Raw genomic sequence first — 16137 nt, 5'->3', positions numbered from 1 at the left:
TGTCCAATCGCTTATGGATTGATTACGTATGCAGAGGCAGGAACCTTGATCCAGGCTTTACCCAGCCAAGTGTAGATTTCTCTCCATTCGTTGCCCATAGCGTCTTTTGTGATCACACCAGTAGTATCAACAGTCTGTGCACCCAACCAGCCAATAGCAGTTGTGCTTCCCGCAGAAAGATGGAATGCTGTGAGTTTGGTCAGAATGATCTGAGGTGTTGCTGGCTTGATGTCAGCTTGTGTAATTATCGGGTCTGCCGGGTTCAGGTAAGTCACTCCGGTTACAGTAGTTACTGCATCGGAAGAAGTGGTTTTGGTAGTTTCTGTTGTTCCTGTTACTACCTCAGCTGCGGAAGCTGTTGCTGCCAAGGAAGCCATAAGACCCATTGCTACTGTTAAACTGGCTAATTTTTTCATCGATGATTCCTCCTAGGTATGATGGTGAGATGTTCTATGTTCATGCTGTGCTAATAAGGATGTAAACATAAATTGCATTGAATGAACCAGCGGCATCAATAAATTTTATTTTTCTTGTCCGGCCTTAGCGGGGAACGCCTCATTACGGACTGAATCACGGATGACAACCTGAGCGGAAAGGCCTATACTTTTTGAAGGGGAATGAAGCCCATTTCAACACTACATAAGACTGGCGTGAACAGCAAGAGGCCCGGAGATCTCCTGGCGGAGGCCTCCGGGCCTGCAGTACTGCCTGCCCGGCAGTCAGCTAACGTGGGCTTGCCTACATAGATCGTCCCCTGCGGCCCATAAAGAGTGAGACCACGAAGAGGATCAGGAAGATGTAGAACAATACTTTGGCGATGCCGACAGCCGCCGCCACAATATTGAAGAATCCGAAGATACCGGCAATCAGGGCGACTACCAGCAGAATTATTGACCATCTTAGCATGAGATGTCATCCTTTCTGTGCGTTGATGTAGTCATTGTTTAAACGGGGCTTATCCATTTGAAACAGGGAGGAAAGGAAGAGGATTCCAGGGGCTTGGCCTTTGTTTCGGCCCAATTCTGTAAGGGTAACTATGCAGTATCAGACAGTGCAAACCGATAATTTAGACACTTGGAAGGGGTTATCCACAATGATCATTGAACTTAGCGTAGCACTGGCTGCTATCGCATTCGCAGTACTCGTATTCTTCTTAATCAAAACCTTGAAGTCAGCGAAGGAATCGCTCGACAAGGTCAGTCAGACTCTGCAGGAGGTTCAGAAGACTATTGATGAGCTTACCTATGAAGTCAAAACAACCGTCCGGCATGCCAATGACATCACAGCGGATGTGCAGGGTAAAATTCAGAAGATTGACCCGATCGTGGATTCCGTGAAGAATCTGGGCGATGTCATGAACGAGCTGACATTGACCGTGAAGCAGGTATCTGTAACGGTAATTGAGAGATTCCGTAAATCACGTGAACTGAAGGATAAGGCAAAATCGGTATCCATCGCAGAAGCCCCGTTAACACCGGCCGAGGAGAGAACCGTGCAATCCTATGAGGCAGTGAGTTCAAGCAAATCCAAGGGCAAGATAGCCTCAGCCCTCAAAGGCGTGGATGCAGCCGCTGCAATCTGGCAGAAATTCCGCCATTAATACGATGGAATGAAATACGGCGGGGCTCAGGACGGGGCAATACCAGCTCATGAAAGGCGGGAACTCTATGAAAATGGTTATTCTCTTGCTTAGTCTGCTTGCTCCCTTCATATCTGCACCGCCGCAGGATGAGACTGTTTCTCCCGCTCCCGGTACCGCTGCACAGCTGCCGGTAATGTTCGCCATCGAGCATAGCGCAGCTGCCGATCTCTACATAAGCAGCTTCGACTCCTTGTCCGGTATTAGCTTATATATGCCGGAAGAGGAGCTGCTGCAGGCTAAGGGAACTCCTCAGCAGATTACTGAAGATCCTTGGGCGGGCTGCCTGGAATATCAGTATGCCGATAGCTCGGCGGGGGTATGCGGCGGTGTTGTCCTGTATGTTCATGCTTCGCCTTCCCAGGCCGGACAATACGGTCTGAGCCTCAATGGACGGGTGCTTGATCCGCAGGCCATGAACGTGCAGGATATGCTGGGAGCGCCTGATTTTGAAGCTGAGGATGGGGATGTTTATATTAGAGGAGAGGCTGCGCTCAAGATCTACCGCAATACGGAGAGCGGCGAATGGGCCGGGCTGGATTTATTCGACGCTTATTCCTTCTGAAGCTGTTTCAAGCGCGGCAATTTGGGTTAATGAATGCTCAGTCATCCATCCGGTGGCTGGGCCTTTATTCATTATGAAGGAGAGTGATCTCATGGATTCAACAGGTACACAGGCTTATGCCAAGCTGCTGGAGAACGGCGTTCAGGCGATCGAAGAAGTGAATCGGCTCCGTAGCAGCGGCTACACCAGAGAGGATCTTTATGTGATCAGTCACGATGAAGACCGCGAAGGGCGTATCGTGGACGCCGCAGATACTAATGAAGTGGGGCTGAGTGAAGAAGGGCTGTTCGGTGCCATTGCCAACCTTTTCCGTTCGCGAGGCGACGCTTTACGCTTCAAGATTACTTCACTGGGCTTCAGCGCAGCGGAGGCGGCATTTTACGAGAAAGAGCTTGATACAGGCAAGGTTCTGGTCATTGCCAAAAGAAACCCACAATAATCGCGGGTCGGCTTCGCTGACCTTAATAGTACAATAGCGTAACCTCCAGTCCCACTAGACGTTAGTGGAGCTGGAGGTTACTTTGTTGAAGCCGGGACCTGCTTTATGCCAATATCTAGCTGGTTGGTAACAGGCCGTGTAAATATCGTATGATAGAATGACAGAGCTGAGGGTTAGGGCCTTAACACAATATTCGCGTGAGGTGAGGAAGCTTGAGAATATTAATCGTAGACGATAATCCTACCAATGTAATTATTATCCGTGAGATCCTCAAGAAGGAAGATTACCGGAATTTCATAACGGCTTCGTCCGCCAAAGATATGCTGAAGCTGCTGGGCGTCGGTGTGGGGGAAGAGCCCCGGCCGTCTGATGTGGATCTGATTCTGCTGGATATGATGATGCCGGAAATGGACGGAATTGAAGCCTGCCGGGTGGTCCAGCAATATGAGCATCTGAAGGATATTCCAATTATTATGGTTACGGCTGTAGGTGACTCCAAGAAGCTCGCAGAGGCGCTGGATGCCGGAGCGGTGGATTATGTTACGAAGCCGATTAACAAGGTGGAGCTGATGGCCCGTATCCGCCTCGCGCTGCGGCTGAAGCGCGAGAAGGACTGGCATAAGGAGCGCGACCAGCGGATACAGGATGAATTGAAGCTGGCTGCCCTGGTGCAGAATGCGGTACTCAGTCTGCCGCTTGCTGAGGAGACCCTGGAGGTACATGCGATTTACCAGCCTTCCTTCGAGCTGGCCGGGGATCTGTATGCCTGGTATCCGCTGGGAGACGGGCGTTATGCGGTCATCCTGCTCGATATGATGGGCCACGGCATCTCGTCTTCTTTGTTTACCATGTTCCTTGCCTCGGTCCTGAAGGATACCGTAACGACCTATGTGGAACCGGAGAAGGTTATTCAGGAGCTTAACAGACGCTTTAATCAGCTATATATTGAGAAGCAGCTGGTCCAGTATTATTTCACGGCGATTTATCTTGTCATTGACACCCGTCAGAAGCGGATTAACTATGTGAATGCCGGGCATCCGCCGGCGCTGTTCTTTGAAGGGGAGGCCAAAACGCCTGTACTGCTGGAGAGCAATTGCCACCCTGTAGGTCTGTTTGACCGGATCGATATTCAGCAGCAGAGCCTCAGCTACGAGGACGAGGGTCATCTGGTGCTGTTCACGGACGGCCTTATGGAGATGGTAGAGGGTGAACAGGAGGAGCAGCTGAAATTCATGGTCGGGCATTTGAATGCCACTCATGACTGGCAGGAAGACCTGGTGCGCGCTGCCTTCCTGAGCGAGCCGGTTAATTCGGAACGTGATGACGATAAATGCCTGGTGTGGATCTCGCTGAAGAAAGGAACCGATAAGGAATGAAGATTAAGGCTAAGCTGCTGATCGGATTCAGTGCCATGCTGGCGATTATGCTGGCGCTTACCCTGATCGGGTATGACAGGCTCCATTATATGAGCAATCAGCTGGACAGCTACCAGGAGAGATATAGCAAAGGCCGTGCTTCTTCGGGACTTCGCGGGGAAGTGAACGACATGGCACGGATACTGACCACGTCCATGCTTAATGCTGATACTGTAACCCTGGAAGCGCAGAAGGCGGAAATTGACAGCAAGGTCCTGAAGTCTGCGGAGCATCTGGAGAATATTAAGGCCTCTCTGAAGACGGCAGAGGAATTGCAGATTTTATCCCGGATTGAGAATGCCTATTCCGGCTATCTGAAGTATCAGGACAAGGTCCTGGAGATGCTGAGTGCCGGATACTTTCAGAATGCCAACACGTACCGCAATGCAGAAGGACAGGATATTCAGAACGAGGTGCTGAACAGCCTGAATACGTTGTCTGATTACAATGCCTTCCGGATGACGGAGGAGACTGCTAACGCCCAGGAGGCTTCGAGCAGATCGATTCAGATGGTCACCCTGATCATGGTCTTAGGGCTGCTGCTCGGACTGGGTGTCATTCTCTGGGTGATACCGAGCATAACGCGCGGCCTAAGTGTCGTCTCCATGATGATTACCAGCTTCGGCAACGGTAAAATGCGGGCGATCCGCCGGATCAAGGTGAAGTCGAAAGATGAGATCGGCGATGTGGCCCGGGTATTCCAGCGGATGGCCGAGGATATTGAGCAGAAGCAGCAGCTCGAGAGATCCTATGCCCAGGCACAGAGCGATCAGGCTTGGCTGAATGCCAATATTGCCCGGATTACGGAGCTGCTGCGCGGCGTCAGCTCACTGGATCAGGTAGCCCAGACCTTCATCAGTGAGTTCACGCCTGTGCTTGGAGCGCAGTATGGTGCCGTCTATCTGAAGAGCCAGGATAATCCAAACCTGCTGGTCAGCAGCGCTTTTTATGCCGGTGAGGAGGGGGTTACGCCCAGGGAGAGCTTCGAGATCGGTCAGGGACTGGTCGGACAGAGCGCGTTGGATAAGCTGCCGATCAAGCTGACGGAGGCGCCTGACAACTATATCTCGGTGTCTTCGGGATTCGGGGAGTCGCATCCAAGTTATATATCGATCCACCCGCTTTTATTCGAGGATGAGCTGCTGGGTGTTGTGGAATTCGCTTCCTTCACACCATTCTCGGTGCTGCAGAATGAACTGCTGCATCAGCTCTCCAATAATCTGGGGATTATTCTGAACAACATCAGCCGCAGGCTTGTGGTTGAGGAATTGCTGCGCGAATCGCAGGCGCTCACGGAAGAGCTGCAATGCCAGTCGGAAGAGCTGCAGACCCAGCAGGAGGAGCTACGCCGTTCCAACGAGAATCTGGAGGAGCAGACGGATGCCCTGAAGCGTTCAGAGGAGCTGCTGCAGCGCCAGCAGGAGGAGCTGGAGCATTACAATACAGAGCTGGTCTCCAAGACACGTGCCCTGCAGGATCAGGTGCAAGAGGTTGAAGAGAAGAAGGATGAAATTGAACATGCCCGTATGCAGCTGGAGAAGCAGGCTATGCAGCTTGCAGTAACCAGTAAATACAAATCCGAGTTTCTGGCCAATATGTCCCATGAGCTGCGTACTCCGCTGAACAGCCTGCTCATTCTCTCCCAGCTTCTTACGGAGAACAAGGAAGGCAATCTGAGCGAGAAGCAGGTAGAATTCGCCCATACCATCTATATGTCAGGTGCAGATTTGCTTAAGATGATTGATGAGATTCTCGATCTGTCCAAGGTCGATGCCGGCAAAATGGAGCTGAATCATGAAGAAATTCCGCTCGTCGAGCTGAAGACCTTCGTGAAGCAGAACTTTGCTCCGCTGGCTGCGCAGAAGGGGCTGTCGCTGCGCCTGTCCTTTGACGAGCCGCTTCCGGACAGTGTATATAGCGACAGTCACAGACTGAAGCAGATTCTGCGTAACCTGCTGTCCAATGCCTTCAAATTCACGAGCGAAGGGTATGTAGAGTTCTCTGTCAGCCGTGCGGACGTCAAGCGGCTGCCTGCCTATCTGCCGCATGAATATGATTATATTGCCATATCCGTCAAAGACAGCGGGATCGGCATCCCGTCAGATAAGATGGATATCGTCTTTGAGGCGTTCCAGCAGGTTGACGGTACGACGAGCCGCAAATATGGCGGCACGGGGCTTGGCCTGTCGATCAGCCGCGAATTAGCCCGCCTGATGGGCGGGGCCATCGGACTGGAGTCCCGTGAAGGGCAAGGCAGCGTATTTACACTGTATTTGCCGATTCAGGGGAACTTTAGCCTGCTGCCGGGAGCGGTTGAAGCCGCTCCTGCCGGGGAGCCCTTGCAGCTTGAGGCGTTCCGGGAGGAACTTTCATGGGATAAGGCAGGGGATATCACGCCTACACCTGCTAAGCCTGTAGTTGTGGAAGATGACCGGGAATCCCTTGCCAGCGGGGACAAGGTGCTGCTGATTATTGAGGATGATGAGAGCTTTGCCAAGATATTGCTGGGCATGGCCCGCGGACGCGGCTTCAAGGGGCTGGTAGCCCTGCAGGGTGATATCGGCCTTCAGATGGCCAAGACCCTGCTGCCGGACGCGATCATTCTCGACATCCAGCTGCCTGTCTTGGACGGCTGGTCGATTCTGAGAGAGCTCAAGAGCGACTCCCAGACACGCCATATTCCGGTGCATGTAATCTCTGTGAATGATGAGATGAAGCAGGGGCTCATGATGGGAGCGATGGCCTACCTCAGAAAGCCGTCCTCCCGTGAAGCGCTGGACCGGGCCTTCTCGCAGATTGAGAATTACACCGCCAGCACGATGAAGCATCTCTTGATTGTCGAGGATGACGATATCCAGCGCCGTTCCATCGAGGAGCTTATCGGACATGACGATGTAGTGATTACGGCGGTGTCTTCTGGCCAAGAGGCACTGAATGAGCTGCACAAGCAGAGATATGACTGTATGGTGCTTGATCTGATGCTGGATGATATGACTGGCTTCGAGCTGCTGGATCAGATCCGCGACGATGAGGAGCTGAACGATCTGCCGATTATTATTTATACCGGCAAGGATCTGGACAGCAAGGAAGAGACCAAGCTGCGCAAATATGCGGAATCCATTATCATCAAGGATGTCCGCTCGCCGGAACGGCTTTTGGATGAGACAACGCTGTTCATGCACCGGGTAGAAGCAAATCTGCCGGAAGATAAGCGTAAAATCCTGCAAAAGCTGCACAATAAAGAGGAACTGTTTGAAGGTAAAAAAATTCTGCTCGTCGATGATGACATCCGCAACGTCTTTGCCCTCTCCAGCGTGCTCGAAGGCTATCATATGGAAGTGAAATTTGCCGAGAACGGCCGCGAGGCCATCGACATGCTTGTCGAACAGAGTGATTATGATCTGGTGCTGATGGATATGATGATGCCGGAGATGGACGGATATGAAGCTATGCGCCGCATCCGGCAGATGCCGCAGTACCAGAAATTGCCGATTATCGCCCTCACAGCCAAGGCTATGAAGGAGGACCGGGCCAAGTGTATTGAAGCCGGAGCCTCCGATTATATGAAGAAACCGATCAGCACGGATCAGCTTCTTTCGTTAATGCGCGTCTGGTTGTATTCGTAAGGGTGATTTCGGGGTAATAGCTATACAGCAGGTTCAAACCAAGTACGGAAATAAGGCGCAGGCAAGGGAGTATTGATGACAATGGCAGCGATGGAGCACGGTTATGAGGGTCAGGGGAATCCGCCGGAGAGCAAGCAGGAGCTTGAACAGATTGAGATTGAGCTGCTTCTGAACGGAGTACACCGTTTGTATGGATATGATTTCAGGAATTATGCCCTGCCTTCCTTGAAGCGGCGCATCTGGCATCATGTCCATGCGGAGAGCTTACCTACTATTTCTGCCCTGCAGGAAAAGGTGCTGCATGACCGTGCCTGCTTCGAGCGGTTCGTGTATAGTCTCTCGATCCCTGTGACAGAGATGTTCCGTGATCCCGGACTCTTCCTGACCTTCCGTCAGAAGGTCATTCCGCTCCTGCGGACCTATCCTTATATCCGGATCTGGCATGCCGGCTGCTCGACAGGCGAAGAGGTCTACTCGATGGCAATTATGCTGCATGAGGAAGGATTATATGACAAGGCTAGAATTTATGCCACCGACATGAATGCCCGTTCCTTGCAGCAGGCCAAAGAAGGCGTGTACGAGATCGGCAAGATGAAGCAATACACCAAGAACTACCTTGAGGCCGGAGGCACGGGTGTCTTCTCGGAATACTATACAGCGAAATATAACTCAGTGATCCTGCAGCCGTATTTACGCAAGAACATCATTTTTGCAGAGCATAATCTGGCAACGGACACTTCCTTCAACGAATTCAATGTGATCCTGTGCCGGAACGTAATGATCTACTTCAACGACGAGCTCCGCGATCATGTGCATGGCTTGTTCCATGAGAGCCTCAGCCGGTTCGGAGTGCTGGTCCTCGGTTCCAAGGAATCCATTCATTTCACACGCTACAGTGACAGCTATGAGCCTCTGGACCGGGTAGAGAAAATATACCGCAAAAATAAATAGCGGGTAAGGAGGGACCTATGGGGGTTCAGGAACCGATTCATATACTGCTGGTTGATGACCGTCCCGAGAATTTGCTGGCACTCGAAGCCGTCCTTGAGAGTCAGCATTACAAGCTTGTCAAAGCCAATTCTGGAGAAGAAGCACTGCGGTGCTTGTTGAAATATGAATTCGCCGTGATTGTTCTGGACGTTCAGATGCCGGGTATGGACGGGATCGAAACCGCCAAGTTAATCAAGGCCAGGGAGAAAACCAAGGATATTCCGATCATCTTCATCTCTGCCAACAGCAGGGAGTCGGAGCATCTCTTCGCAGGGTACTCTGCCGGCGCTATTGATTATATGGTCAAACCGTTTATCCCGCAGATTCTGAAGTCGAAGATTGAAGGCTTTGTGAATATGCATCTGACCAGCAAGAAGCAGCAGATTCAGGCGATGCAGCTGCAGCAAAAGACGCTGGAGCTTGAGCGCATGAACGGTGAACTGATCAAAGCCAAGGAAGAGGCGGAGATCGCGGCTAAGGCCAAGACCGAATTTCTGGCGATGATGAGTCATGAGATCCGCACGCCGATGAATGGCGTAGTGGGCATGATTGATCTTTTGATGGAGACCCAGCTTGCTCCTGAGCAGAAGGAATATACAGAGATTATCCGTAAAAGTGCGGACACACTAATAACCGTGATTAACGATATCCTTGATTTCACCAAGATGGAATCGGGCAAAATGGAAATGGAAGAGCAATTATTCGAGCTGCATACCACCATTCAAGAGGTATTTAGTCTATTCTCGGCGGAAGCCGGCAAAAAAAATCTGGAGCTGGCCTATTTCATCGACCAGAAGCTGCCGCGGCTGATTTATGGAGATATGGCCCGGCTGCGCCAGGTGCTGATCAACCTCGTATCCAATGCGGTGAAATTTACCAACCAGGGCGGCGTTTATTTAGTTGCTTCCATTCTGCCTGCAGCGGATAATAAGCTGGTAATAGAATTTACCGTTAAGGATACAGGCATTGGAATTTCTCCGGAGAAATGTGACCGGCTGTTCCAGCCCTTCTCCCAGCTTGATTCCTCCATGACGCGTAAATACGGAGGCACAGGCCTCGGCCTCGCCATCTGCAAGTCCCTCGTGGGCATGATGGGCGGAGATATCCGTGTAGAGTCGATGGAAGAGAAGGGGGCTACCTTTGTATTCACTATCCAGGTTGCCGTGCCGGAGGAAGAGCTGGAAGGCGGCTGCCGGGAAGAGGACGGTACAGCGGACGAGGTAGATGAAGCAAGCCGGAGCAAAGTGCTGGTCGTAGATGACCATCCGATTAATCAGCGCCTTATGGTTAGCATGCTGGATAAGCTCGGATATCGTGCCGATGTTGCTGAGGACGGGAACCAGGCTGTAGAACTGGCCCGGCAATCCGAGTACGATTTTATCTTCATGGACCTGCAGATGCCTGTGATGGATGGTCTTGAAGCCACTTCCCTGATTCGTGAGGAGAGCAGCGGTTCGCCTGACAAGACGGTGATCATTGCGATGACTGCGAATGTGATGGAGGGGATTCAGGACCGCTGCACCGCTGCCGGAATGGACGGCTACATCAGCAAGCCGCTCAAGCTAAGCAGCATCAAACAAATGATCTCCAGATATTCAGGCAGAGATAACCCCGCAACCGCGCGGAACACTTCGCTTTTCAACGCATGACCCATGAATTACCAGTGCCGTATTGTCTATTTGTTGTTTCAACCCTAGGCTATTAGGGTTATTGGTAAAGAAAACATTTAACCAGGAGAGTTGTCTATGAATACACATAAAAGCGAAAAGTTTCACGCAAAGACCGAAACCGTTGGTTCGGTATGTACTGTTTATCTGGTAGGTGAACTCGATCTGTCTGTGGCGCCTGACTTTCGTCTGGTGATGGAACCGCTAGTGGGAGACACGGGGCTTGATCTCGTGATTAATCTGAAGGATCTGAAGTATATTGACAGCACCGGTATCGGAATCCTGTTGTCGATCCTCAAAGCAAGACATGGAATGGACGTCAAGTTCACCGTTGCTGATGTTCCCCCGCAAATTCAGAAGCTTTTTGACATGACCGGCATTTCCAAGTTTTTTGCCTCCCAAGAGAATACCCACTAGGAAAGGATCGAACTAAGAATGAGTGATGACATACAAAGAGTAGTTCTTCAGTTACCCGCCAGTGCAGAATATGTCGATATTGTCAGACTTAATTTATATGGCATTGCCTCCAAAATGGGTTTTACTTATGAAGACATTGAAGATATGAAGGTAGCCGTCTCGGAAGCATGTAATAACTCCGTGCTCTATGCCTATGGGCAAGCGGACGGTATGGTTGATGTAATCTTTGAGGTAGGATCAAGTGTCTTATCCATTACTGTCAAAGATGAGGGGGAGAGCTTTGACGGTTTGGATGCGTCCGGGGAACGTCTGACGCTTCATGACAAGGAGCTAAATGATGTTCAAGTGGGCGGACTGGGCTTCTATCTAATGCAGGCGCTGATGGATGACGTTAGCGTTGTTAGCGAATCAGGGAAAGGGACAGTCGTTACCCTGACTAAACGGCTCAATTTCAGCGAGGAGAAAGTATGAATGACAAAGTGACTCCCCCAGAGTCCATGAATGAAGCAGTAAGCCTGATCTGGGAATACCAGCAGACGAAAGACAATGAAATCGCAACAGTGCTCATCCGCAAATATGAACCTATGGTGAAGATGGCAGCCGGCAAAATTGCCCGTAACCGTCCGGATCTCTATGAGGATCTGTATCAGGTAGGGCAAATGGCGCTGATCCGGCTGCTGGCGCAATACGACATCAGCTTGGGGATTCCCTTCGAGCCGTATGCGATGAAGAGTATGATTGGACATATGAAAAACTACCTGCGTGATAAATCCTGGTACATACAGGTTCCACGGCGGATTAAGGAAAAAGGCGCGCTTGTTCAGCAGGCCATTGATGAGTTGACCATTCGGCTCGAACGTTCTCCGGCGGTTGAAGAGATTGCCCACTATCTGGATCTCACCGTAGAGGAAACAGTGGAAGTACTGGCCGGCAGAGAATGTTATCATTATGTCTCCCTGGATTCACCGCTCTCCCAGGAAGAGAGCGGGGCTACACTCGGTGAATTGATCAGCTCCGATGCGAATGACTACGAAACAGTGGAGAAGCGTATGGATCTCCAGCAGGCGCTCGGACAGCTGAAGGAGCAGGAGCAGCAGGTGCTGCTGCTGGCCTTCCAGGATGGCCAATCCCAGCGGGCCATTGCCCAGAAGCTGGGCGTCTCGCAGATGAGTGTCTCCCGTATCCAGAAGCGGGCCACCGAGAAGCTGAAGCAGATCATGGCTAATTCATCCTATTAAGGATCAAGGTCATTATATTTATCAGGGCAGGTTCCATCCCGTAAGGGATAGAGCCTGCCCTTTTTTGGGTAGATAAGAATTTATATGTTTTGGGGGCCCCACTTTGTGGGGTTAAAGAGCAACATCCCTCCTGCAGTCTATTCATGGTAGAGTAGGCTGCAGGAGGGATGCGCGGGAAATGTGTTTAGTTAGCATCTATATACTTTTTGATTTCTCCAAGATATTCCCCGATAACCGGTACATTGAGAAACAAACTGAGGATATAGCCAAGGATACCAAGAATGACAAAGGTACCTAGTGAGAGGCCCAGGCCTCTGGAGATCCCGGCCATCAGATTGGTGATAATCCGCTTCTTGGGGTCTGTATAGTTCTCCAGGATATCCTTGAACTCAGATTTCTCCAGTGAGTCGGCGATCTTGTCGAGCCTCGCATTCAAGCGTTTGACCTCATGCCGCAGCTCGAAGGGATGCTCATCAACGTCATAAGCTTTGGTTCTGTTGTCCGCTTCTCCCATAAGGCGTACCTGCTTTCTGTAGCCTGAATCAGGCTTTATTGAAATATAAGACATGCATAAATAGGGAGCGGCCAGCTACGGAAGATCTGGCCGCTCCCTTCAATGTATAATCAGCCTGAACATCCGGGATTAATAAGAGGATTTAACTTCGTCCTTGGCATCCTTCGCTGTGCCTGCGATTTCCCTGGAAGCGTCCTTCGCCTTGTCGGCAACCTCTTTGGAGGTATCCTTGGCTTCAACCGCTATGTCCTGGGAGGCGTCCTTAACGCTGCCCGTGATGTCCTTGGAGGCATCGCTTACCGTTTCGCCAATCTTTTTGCCGGTTTCCGCCAGAGTAGCTGCAATTTGTTGCTTGCTGTCACTGACGGTGGTGAAGATATCGGAGGCCTTGGCTGATACTGTGCCAGCCAGATCAGTAGCCTTTTCGCCGACTGTTGTAGCAATCGTCTTGGTCTTGTCAGTTACGGCTCCCGCAACCTCTTTTGTCTTATCCGTAGCTACTGTGAGCTTATCGGACAGGTCACTGCGCATCTCGCGTCCGGGCTTCGGTGCGAATAGCAATGCTGCCGCCGCTCCCAAGAGCCCGCCGATGAAGATCCCTTTTAAGAATGTGCCGCCGCTTTCTACCGGATATTCCTTCTCTGCTTTATTCATTATCAATCACTCCTTATCAGAATTGTCATTCAAATTCAGGTGAGCCTGAATGTTCTTACTTCGTATATACACTTTGGGCTATGTGCTGAAACAGCGGAATAGCTTGGCAAAGATTGCCGGAGCATAAGGGAGCATCCCAGCCGAAAACATGTTTTTTCATACCTAATTCGGTGAATATGCGGCTTTACAAGTTTGATTGATAACGAAGGGAAGGGGGTAAGAAATAGTTAATCATAGCGCATCTATACATCCCATATTGAAGAGCATTCATTCCCTTGTTTAGGATATTGATAAGATTCCAACATCTATGGAGGTGCAACATTATGATAAAAGTAGTTACTGCAGCCGAGCGTCATACTTCGAATAGAGAATGGATACACAGTGAATTCAGCTTCTCGTTTGCCGATTACGATGATCCCAGCAACGCCCATTTCGGCGCACTGCTGGCGCATAACGACAATGAATTGAAGCCTGAGCAAGGCATGCATGAGCACCCGCATCATGATCTGGAGATTATTACTTATGTGGTATCCGGTGTGCTGAAGCATCAGGATGACCTGGGGAATCATGCAGATCTGCAGGCAGGCAGTGTGCAGCTAATGAGCGCAGGAACAGGCATTAACCATTCGGAGACGAATCCGTCAGACCATGTGGATGTCCGGTTCCTGCAGATCTGGCTTTTGCCGGACCGGCCCGGTAAGACCCCGAAATGGGATGCCCGGTTCTTTCCGGCCGAGCTTAAGCTCAACCACCTGCTGCCTGTTGCTTCAGGGGAAGGGACTCAGGGCTCGCTGCAGCTGGACAATGATGTTAACATCTACCTGTCTGTTCTGCAGACGAACCGGGAGCTGCGCTATCCCCAGCAGGAGGAGCGGCGAACCCATCTGTATGTCATTTTCGGGAATCTGGAGATCTCATGCGCGGACGGTGTATTCCAGCTCCAGCAGGGGGATGCGGCGCGTATCCGCAAGAGCTGCGAGCTTACGCTCAAAGGCATAAGCAGCTCAGGAGATGCAGAATTCATTCTGATTGATCTCCCGTAGCCGCCGGAGCATGACCGTATAATTATTATTGCAGCAGACAAAAGCCCTTCAGCTTCAACGTCCCGTCTTACGGACAATGAAGCTGAAGGGCTTTATCTTGTATACCAACTGCTGGTGCTATTTCTTGCGCAGGCGGCCAAGCTCTGAGACGATCGCCTCCACCTGGGAGATACTGAGCCGGTCACTGCCCATCGCAACCTCGTATATATCCTGAATATCCTCATACTGCTCCACCGAAAAGGCTGACGCCTGCATTGCAGCAGCACTGGCCATTTTCAGCTTGTTTTTGATGCCTTCAATCATATATTCAACGTTCTCCTGGCTTGGGTTTGACAAATCCATTGAGTATAACCATCCTCCCTGAGTAATATAGAATGTGAACTGGTATAGTTCAAATATCTTATCATGTTTGGGCAGGAGATGACCATTTTTTTGTCCAGATCACGCAAACATGTTAAATTAAAGGTAAATATAACAGTTTACTGAGTAAGGGGGGAGAGTCTTTGGCCATCAGAGAAGAAGAGAGCAGAAAACGGCGTAAAATGGATGCCGGGGAGCTGGCGGTTTTCTTCCGCGGGATCGCAAACGAGTATTCCGCTGAGCAGCTGACCTTCCTCTGTATCGGAACAGACCGCTCCACCGGAGATGCACTGGGGCCGCTGACGGGAAGCCGCCTGCTGGAGTACGGATTTCCGAATGTAACGGGTACGCTTCCGGCGCCCTGTGATGCGAATAATCTGGTTCAGCGGATAACAGAGATTCCGGAAGGGCAGATTATTATCGCTGTTGATGCCTGCCTGGGACCGCCGGCCGCACTGGGCTGTTACTTTGCGGCCGCGCAGCCGCTGCGTCCGGCTGAATCGGTAGGGGGACTCTTGCCTGCTGTAGGGAATTACAGTCTGGCGGCGATCGTTGATGTGAATAGTCCGCGTCCTTACCGGACCATCCAGACTACCCCGCTCTACCGGGTAATGGTTATGGCTGATCAGATTGCCAAGGCAGCCGCACAGGGATTCGGACTTACGGATTGAGCGCGTTTCAAATCAGCCTGTTCTAGCTTATTAATATAGACCACTACATAGAAAGAGGGTAAGCAGCCATGGAAAATGTTCGATGCGAGGGAAGCAACATCTGCTATAGTGATCAAGGCAAAGGGGATGTAATCGTACTGCTGCATGGATTCTGCGGGAGTGCCGAGTACTGGGAAAAGGTGATTCCAAGCCTGACTGCCCACTACCGGGTCATTGCCCCGGATCTGCGCGGGCACGGGGCTTCCGATGCTCCGCTTGGAGCCTATACCATCGAGCAGATGGCTGATGATGTGCTGTCGCTGCTGAATGCTTTGGAGATTCCGGAATGTTATCTGCTGGGACATTCGCTCGGTGGCTATATTACCCTGTCGTTTGCCCAGCGCCATGCCTCCCGGTTGAAGGGCTTCGGGCTGATTCATTCCTCCGGCTATCCGGACAGTGAAGAAGCCAAGGAGAACCGGCTGAAGAGCGTCACCATGATCCAGAGCGAAGGCATTTTTGCTTTTGTGGATCAGCTGGTGCCTGGACTGTTTGCTCCTGGAGCGGAGCCCCGGCTGCTGGAACGGGCCAAGGAGATCGGCTACAAGACTCCGCCGCAAGGCGCGGTTGGCGCGTCCTTGGCGATGCGTGAGCGCCCGGACCGCCGAGATGTGATCTCGGCAACGGCGCTGCCGGTGCTTCTCGTTGCCGGAGCTGAGGATTCGAAGGTGACGCCGGAGCGGACGTTCACCTCAGACAACCGAAATATCACCAAGGTGACGTTGCCGGGTGTAGGCCACATGGGTATGTTTGAAGCACCGGAGCAGCTGGCGAAGATTATTAAGGATTTCGTTCAGGCTCCTGTGCAGAAGTAAATTACATCAGGCAATAGGGACAGAAGGCAGCACTTCCGCTCTCCG

At 51.3% G+C, this 16137-nt stretch carries 18 protein-coding genes; 13 read left to right on the top strand and 5 right to left on the bottom strand.

The features are described 5' to 3' along the window. Positions 1-11: 11 nt before the first annotated feature. The gene (locus tag MKY86_RS26685) at positions 12-416 is read right to left on the bottom strand and encodes a hypothetical protein (RefSeq protein WP_076080441.1); all 405 of its coding nucleotides are present in this window, start codon (positions 414-416) and stop codon (positions 12-14) included. Positions 417-738: 322 nt separating this feature from the next. Then, a complete protein-coding gene (locus MKY86_RS26680; protein ID WP_036694965.1) occupies positions 739-906 on the bottom strand; it encodes a DUF1328 domain-containing protein in 168 nt (55 codons plus the stop codon). Positions 907-1093: 187 nt separating this feature from the next. Here MKY86_RS26680 and MKY86_RS26675 point away from each other — a divergent pair, with 187 nt between their 5' ends. From MKY86_RS26675 to MKY86_RS26630, 10 genes are all read left to right on the top strand, one after another. Continuing rightward, on the top strand, positions 1094-1600 hold the full coding sequence (locus tag MKY86_RS26675) for a DUF948 domain-containing protein (protein ID WP_076080443.1): 507 nt from the start codon (positions 1094-1096) through the stop codon (positions 1598-1600). A 67-nt stretch (positions 1601-1667) separates the two neighbouring features. Next, the gene (locus MKY86_RS26670) at positions 1668-2204 is read left to right on the top strand and encodes a hypothetical protein (RefSeq protein ID WP_076080445.1); all 537 of its coding nucleotides are present in this window, start codon (positions 1668-1670) and stop codon (positions 2202-2204) included. Positions 2205-2295: 91 nt separating this feature from the next. Beyond that, positions 2296-2643 (top strand): general stress protein, encoded by a 348-nt coding sequence (locus MKY86_RS26665; RefSeq protein WP_076080447.1) that lies wholly within the window; start codon positions 2296-2298, stop codon positions 2641-2643. A 212-nt stretch (positions 2644-2855) separates the two neighbouring features. Beyond that, complete coding sequence (locus MKY86_RS26660; RefSeq protein ID WP_076080449.1) at positions 2856-4019, top strand: SpoIIE family protein phosphatase; 1164 nt, start codon at positions 2856-2858, stop codon at positions 4017-4019. Next, positions 4016-7684 (top strand): response regulator, encoded by a 3669-nt coding sequence (locus tag MKY86_RS26655; RefSeq protein WP_076080451.1) that lies wholly within the window; start codon positions 4016-4018, stop codon positions 7682-7684. The genes MKY86_RS26660 and MKY86_RS26655 overlap by 4 nt, the downstream gene beginning before the upstream one ends. Before the next feature lie 81 nt (positions 7685-7765). Next, positions 7766-8635: a CheR family methyltransferase gene (locus MKY86_RS26650; RefSeq protein WP_036730299.1), complete on the top strand. Its 870-nt coding sequence runs from the start codon at positions 7766-7768 to the stop codon at positions 8633-8635. Positions 8636-8652: 17 nt separating this feature from the next. Next, complete coding sequence (locus MKY86_RS26645; protein WP_076080453.1) at positions 8653-10323, top strand: response regulator; 1671 nt, start codon at positions 8653-8655, stop codon at positions 10321-10323. A 96-nt stretch (positions 10324-10419) separates the two neighbouring features. After that, on the top strand, positions 10420-10758 hold the full coding sequence (locus MKY86_RS26640) for an STAS domain-containing protein (RefSeq protein WP_076080455.1): 339 nt from the start codon (positions 10420-10422) through the stop codon (positions 10756-10758). Positions 10759-10776: 18 nt separating this feature from the next. Beyond that, positions 10777-11229 carry an anti-sigma B factor RsbW gene (gene rsbW / locus MKY86_RS26635; RefSeq protein ID WP_036730295.1) on the top strand — a complete coding sequence of 151 codons (453 nt, stop codon included), beginning with the start codon at positions 10777-10779 and terminating at the stop codon, positions 11227-11229. Continuing rightward, on the top strand, positions 11226-11996 hold the full coding sequence (locus MKY86_RS26630) for a sigma-70 family RNA polymerase sigma factor (protein ID WP_036730293.1): 771 nt from the start codon (positions 11226-11228) through the stop codon (positions 11994-11996). Before rsbW ends, MKY86_RS26630 begins: the two co-directional genes overlap by 4 nt. Before the next feature lie 184 nt (positions 11997-12180). Here MKY86_RS26630 and MKY86_RS26625 read toward each other — a convergent pair whose 3' ends face one another. Then, positions 12181-12510 (bottom strand): DUF5665 domain-containing protein, encoded by a 330-nt coding sequence (locus MKY86_RS26625; RefSeq protein ID WP_036694977.1) that lies wholly within the window; start codon positions 12508-12510, stop codon positions 12181-12183. 129 nt (positions 12511-12639) lie between these two features. After that, positions 12640-13164 carry a YtxH domain-containing protein gene (locus tag MKY86_RS26620; RefSeq protein ID WP_083685349.1) on the bottom strand — a complete coding sequence of 175 codons (525 nt, stop codon included), beginning with the start codon at positions 13162-13164 and terminating at the stop codon, positions 12640-12642. A 323-nt stretch (positions 13165-13487) separates the two neighbouring features. On the opposite strand from MKY86_RS26620, the gene MKY86_RS26615 reads away from it, so the two are divergent. Continuing rightward, entirely contained in the window at positions 13488-14207 is a 720-nt protein-coding gene (locus MKY86_RS26615) for a pirin family protein (protein ID WP_076080457.1), read from the top strand. Positions 14208-14324: 117 nt separating this feature from the next. Here MKY86_RS26615 and MKY86_RS26610 read toward each other — a convergent pair whose 3' ends face one another. After that, positions 14325-14549 (bottom strand): DUF1128 domain-containing protein, encoded by a 225-nt coding sequence (locus tag MKY86_RS26610; RefSeq protein WP_036694980.1) that lies wholly within the window; start codon positions 14547-14549, stop codon positions 14325-14327. A 200-nt stretch (positions 14550-14749) separates the two neighbouring features. Between MKY86_RS26610 and yyaC the strand changes: the two genes are divergently transcribed. Both yyaC and MKY86_RS26600 read left to right on the top strand, forming a co-directional pair. Beyond that, a complete protein-coding gene (yyaC, locus tag MKY86_RS26605; RefSeq protein ID WP_083685360.1) occupies positions 14750-15238 on the top strand; it encodes a spore protease YyaC in 489 nt (162 codons plus the stop codon). Positions 15239-15306: 68 nt separating this feature from the next. Then, a complete protein-coding gene (locus tag MKY86_RS26600) occupies positions 15307-16092 on the top strand; it encodes an alpha/beta fold hydrolase (protein WP_076080461.1) in 786 nt (261 codons plus the stop codon). Positions 16093-16137: the final 45 nt, after the last annotated feature.

It is taken from the genome of Paenibacillus sp. FSL R7-0333, from assembly GCF_038000365.1.
GTDB classification, from domain to species: Bacteria; Bacillota; Bacilli; order Paenibacillales; family Paenibacillaceae; genus Paenibacillus_AQ; species Paenibacillus_AQ silagei.
Note: the sequence above shows the minus strand (reverse complement) of the source record. Positions and strands in the feature narration are given on the sequence as shown.